Annotated in this window: 4 protein-coding genes; 1 reads left to right on the plus strand and 3 read right to left on the minus strand. The window is 68.5% G+C overall.

Features of this window, described 5'->3' with window-relative positions; all coding sequences use genetic code 11:
- Positions 1–40: 40 nt before the first annotated feature.
- The 3 genes from SPR02S_RS29400 to SPR02S_RS29410 form a co-directional block, all read right to left on the minus strand.
- Positions 41–1,498, minus strand: a complete 1,458-nt coding sequence (locus SPR02S_RS29400; protein WP_019060607.1) for a peptidoglycan D,D-transpeptidase FtsI family protein — start codon at positions 1,496–1,498, stop codon at positions 41–43.
- A gap of 114 nt (positions 1,499–1,612) precedes the next feature.
- On the minus strand, positions 1,613–2,086 hold the full coding sequence (locus tag SPR02S_RS29405; RefSeq protein ID WP_019060608.1) for a GNAT family N-acetyltransferase: 474 nt from the start codon (positions 2,084–2,086) through the stop codon (positions 1,613–1,615).
- A 4-nt stretch (positions 2,087–2,090) separates the two neighbouring features.
- Positions 2,091–2,864 (minus strand): IclR family transcriptional regulator, encoded by a 774-nt coding sequence (locus SPR02S_RS29410; RefSeq protein ID WP_019060609.1) that lies wholly within the window; start codon positions 2,862–2,864, stop codon positions 2,091–2,093.
- A 133-nt stretch (positions 2,865–2,997) separates the two neighbouring features.
- On the opposite strand from SPR02S_RS29410, the gene SPR02S_RS29415 reads away from it, so the two are divergent.
- Positions 2,998–4,527: an aldehyde dehydrogenase (NADP(+)) gene (locus SPR02S_RS29415; protein WP_078623031.1), complete on the plus strand. Its 1,530-nt coding sequence runs from the start codon at positions 2,998–3,000 to the stop codon at positions 4,525–4,527.
- Positions 4,528–4,590 lie beyond the last annotated feature (63 nt).

The raw sequence follows: 4,590 nt of genomic DNA on the forward strand, positions 1-4,590 counted from the left end.
CCCCGTGCCCCTAAAGGACAAAAGACCAAAGACAACGGCGTTACTGCAGCGCCGCTTTCATCATTGCCTTGGCCACCGGAGCCGCCAAGCCGTTGCCGCTGATCTCCGACCTTGCCGCGTCCGACTGTTCCACCAGTACCGCTACCGCGACCTCCTTGCTCGTCGAGTCGGACTTGCCGTATGCGGTGAACCAGGCATACGGCGACTGGTCGTTGTTCTCACCGTGCTGGGCGGTACCCGTCTTGCCGCCGACCGTCACGCCCGCGATCTCGGCGTTCGTGCCGGTGCCGTCCGTGATGACCGTCTGCATCGCCGACTGGAGTTGCTGGGCGGTGTTCGAGCTGACGATCTGCTTCGTCGTCGTGCTGTCGTCATAGTTGTGGACCACATCGCCGCCGCTGTCGGTGGTCTCCGACACCATGTGCGGCGAGACCAGCTTGCCGTCGTTGGCTATGGCTGCGGACACCATGGCCATCTGGAGCGGGGTGGCGGTCACGTCGTACTGGCCGATGCCGGTCAGGGCCGTGGACGACTTGTTCATGTTGGATGGGTACACGCTCGGGTAGGCCCGCACCGGAATGTCCAGCTTGTCGTCGTTGAAGCCGAACTTCTCGGCCATCGCCTTGACCTTGTCCTGGCCCAGGTCGACGGCCATCTTCGCGAACACGGTGTTGCACGAGTACTGGAGCGCGACCCGGATCGAGGCGTTCGTGCAGGGCGCGGAGGAACTCTCGTTCTTCAGCGGGGTGACCGTGCCCGGCAGGGTGTACGGCGAGGGGCTCGTCGTCTTCTCGTCCACCGAGGAGTACAGCCCGTCCTCCAGCGCGGCCGCCGCCACGACCAGCTTGAACGTCGAACCCGGCGGCAGCGGCTGGCGCAGCGCGCGGTTGGTCAGCGGCTTGTCGGAGTCGGCGTTGAGCTGCTTCCAGGCCGCCCCGGCGGTGTCGGCGTCGGTCAGCGTCGAGGGGTCGTAGGACGGGGTCGAGACGACGGCGAGGATCTTGCCGGTCGTCGGATCGATCGCGACGGCGGCACCCTTCTTGTCTCCGAGCGCGTTGTACGCCGCCTTCTGCACATCCGGGTCGATCGTCGTGACCACGTTGCCGGGGGCGGCCCGCTCGCCGGTGACCGTGTCCATCGCGGTCTTCAGGCTGCTGTCCGTGCCGTCGAGGAGATCTGCGTAGATCCCCTCCAACTGCGTCGGCGCGTAGCTCTGCGAGGCGTAGCCCGTCACCGCCGCGTAGAGCTTGCCGTCCGTGTACGTGCGTTTGTACGCGAGGTCGCTGCTGCTCCCCGTCCGCGCCGAGCCGGTGATCGCGTTTCCGGCCACGATGATGTTCCCGAGCGGGTCCGCGTACGTCTCGATCGCGTTGCGCCGGTTGTCCTTGTCGTCCGCGAGTGCCTGGCCTTCGTAGAACTGCACCCAGGTCGCCCGCACCAGCAGAGCGAACACGAGGAGCAGTACGAAGACGGAGGTGCGCCTGATCGTCTTGTTCATCCCGCTCTGAAGACGACCGGCCGGGAACGAATCGTTCCCTTACATCGCTTTTCTCATCGACTGCTCATGAACCCGCTCATCGAGTACTCATGAACCCGCTCGCTCATCGAGTGTTCAGGAGTCCAGCGTCAGGACCAGCTCGTCGATCTCCTCGCCCCGCGCGTTCGCGAACCCCCGGTCGTGCCCGGTGACGCGGAACCCGCACTTCTCCAGCACGCGCCGCGAGCCCGCGTTGTCGGCCGCCACGCGCGCGTACACCGGGCGTTCGGGCGCCTCGGCCAGCAGGTCGCGCAGTGCGGCCGTCGCGATGCCCTTGCCCCAGTAGGTGCGGTCGATCCAGTACGTCACCTCGCGCTCGTCCGGCTCCCCGTAGACCGCCACGCTGCCCGCCACGTCGCCGTCGGCGAGGATCGTGCGGTTCAGCACGTCGGCCGCGGCGCGGATGCGCTTCCAGTGGGCGTCGAAGGCGTCTCTGTCGGTCGGGTCCTTCGCGGTGAAGGCGGCCATCCGGAGGGACTCGGGGTCGTTCATCTGCCGGAAGAAGACCGGGAGATCACTGTCGTGGACGGGGCGGAGCGAGACCTGCATGGGTTCAGAGCCTCCGGGTGGCGAGGGTCAGTCGGTCACGGGCGTCGAACAGGGCGTCCTTCACCATCTGCTCGTGCGCGGGCGTCAGCCGCGCCACCGGCACCGAGCAGCTGATCGCGTCCCGCGCGGGGGTGCGGTACGGGATCGCGACACCGAAGCAGCGCAGGCCCAGGGTGTTCTCCTCGCGGTCCACGGCGAAGCCCTGATCCCGCACCTGGTGGAGCTCCTCGATGAGCTTCTCGCGGTCGGTGATCGTGTGCTCGGTGAGCGCGGGCAGCGTCTCCGGGAGCATCTTGCGGACCTGCTCGTCGGAGTACGTGCTCAGCAGCGCCTTGCCCAGCGAGGTCGAGTGGGCGGGGAGCCGGCGGCCGACGCGGGTGAAGGGCCGTAGATAGTGCTGGGACTGGCGGGTGGCCAGGTAGACCACGTTCGTGCCGTCGAGGCGCGCGAGGTGGATGGTCTCCGTGGTGTCGTCGGAGAGGCGGTCCAGTGTGGGGCGGGCCGCGGCCACGACCTCGTCGCCGTCGATGTAGGAGGTGCCCACGAGCAATGCCCGCACCCCGATGCCGTACCGCGTGCCCGTGGCGTCCGTCTCCACCCAGCCCAGCTCGACAAGCGTGCGCAGCAACATGTACAGACTGGACTTGGGATATCCGACGGCCTCCTGGACCGCCGCGAGGGAGTGCATACCGGGCCGGCCGGCGAAGTATTCGAGCAGCTCCACCGTCCGCACCGCGGACTTGACCTGTGCCCCGCCGCCTGTCTCGCCTGCCGACATCGCCCTTGACCCCTTCGTTCGACGGGAAATAGTCTCCGAGAACATATTCATCATCAGAGACAGCGTTCAGCATATCGAACGACCCTGGTGAATGACCCAGAACTGCGGCATTACATGTGTGGAGGGACCCGCGGTGGCAGCAGCACCAGTCTGGAGTGTCGACCCCCGAACCGGGAAGCAGCGTGAACAGGTTGCGGTGGAGGCCACAGCCCAGGAGGTGGACACCGCCGTCCGCGCCGCGCACGCGGCACGGGGTTCGCTCGCCGACCGTACGGTCCGTGCGGCCTTCCTGCGCGGTGCCGCCGACCAGCTCGAAGCGGCCAAGAACCAGTTGGTCGAGGTCGCCGACGCGGAGACCGCGCTGGGCCCGGTCCGGCTGAACGGCGAACTCGCCCGCACCTGCTACCAGTTGAGGGCCTTCGCGGACATCGTCGACGAGGGCGCGTTCCTCGACGTGGTGATCAACCACCCCGACGACACCGCGACCCCGCCGATCCCGGACCTGCGCCGCTACAAGGTGCCGCTGGGCGTCGTCGCCGTCTACTCGGCCTCCAACTTCCCCTTCGCCTTCTCGGTCCCCGGCGGCGACACCGCGAGCGCGCTGGCGGCCGGCTGCCCGGTCGTCGTCAAGGCCCACCCGGACCACCCGGGCCTGTCCGAGCTGGTCGCGAGCGTGCTGCGCAGGGCCGCCGCCGAGCAGGGCATCCCGGCCGGGGTTCTCGGCCTGGTGCACGGCTTCGAGGCGGGCGTCGAGCTCGTCAAGCACCCGCTGGTCTCGGCGGCCGGGTTCACCGGTTCCGTACGCGGCGGTCGTGCCCTGTTCGACGCGGCGGCGGCACGGCCGGTCCCGATCCCGTTCCATGGCGAACTGGGCTCCCTGAACCCGGTAGTTGTCACCGAGGCGGCGGCGGCCGAGCGGGCCGAGGCGATCGGTACGGGTCTTGCCGGTTCGATGACCCTGGGTGTCGGCCAGTTCTGCGTGAAGCCGGGGCTGGTGCTCGTGCCGTCCGGCTCCGCCGGTGACGGGCTGCTCAAGTCCCTCACCGACGCGGTCAGCAACACGGACGCCGGGGTGCTGCTGGACCACCGGATGCGCGACAACTTCCTTGCGGGCGTTACCGAGCGGGCCGGGTTGCCCGAGGTGGAGTCGCCGGTCACGCCGGGGGCGGGCAGTGAGCACACGGTGAGTCCCGGGTTCCTTACGGTGCCGGCGGAGAAGCTCGCGTTGGAGGGTTCGTACGACCTGCTCCTCGAAGAGTGCTTCGGGCCGGTCACTGTCGTGGCGCGCTACGACGATGACGCGCAGGCGAACGCCGTGCTGTCGCGGCTGCCGGGGAATCTTACGGCGACGGTTCATCTGTCGGCGGAGGAGGTGGCCGGGGAGGGGCGTGGGGCGGAGATCCTCGCGGAGCTCACGCCGTTGGCCGGGCGGGTGTTGGTGAACGCGTGGCCCACGGGGGTTGCGGTTGCGCCCGCGCAGCATCACGGGGGGCCTTACCCGGCTACGACGTCTACCTCAACCTCCGTTGGTGGTACGGCTATTGAGCGGTGGCTGCGGCCTGTGGCTTACCAGAACACGCCTGAAGCGCTGCTGCCGTTGGAGTTGCGGGACGGTAATCCGCTGGGGCTGCCTCGGCGTTATGACGGGCATTTGGAGCGGTAGCGCCGTTGGGGGTGCGGTTGACTGCGTAGTGCCGGTTCGTTGTGGCTGGTCGCGCCCACGCGG

It is taken from the genome of Streptomyces prunicolor NBRC 13075, from assembly GCF_000367365.1.
Lineage (GTDB): Bacteria > Actinomycetota > Actinomycetes > Streptomycetales > Streptomycetaceae > Streptomyces > Streptomyces prunicolor.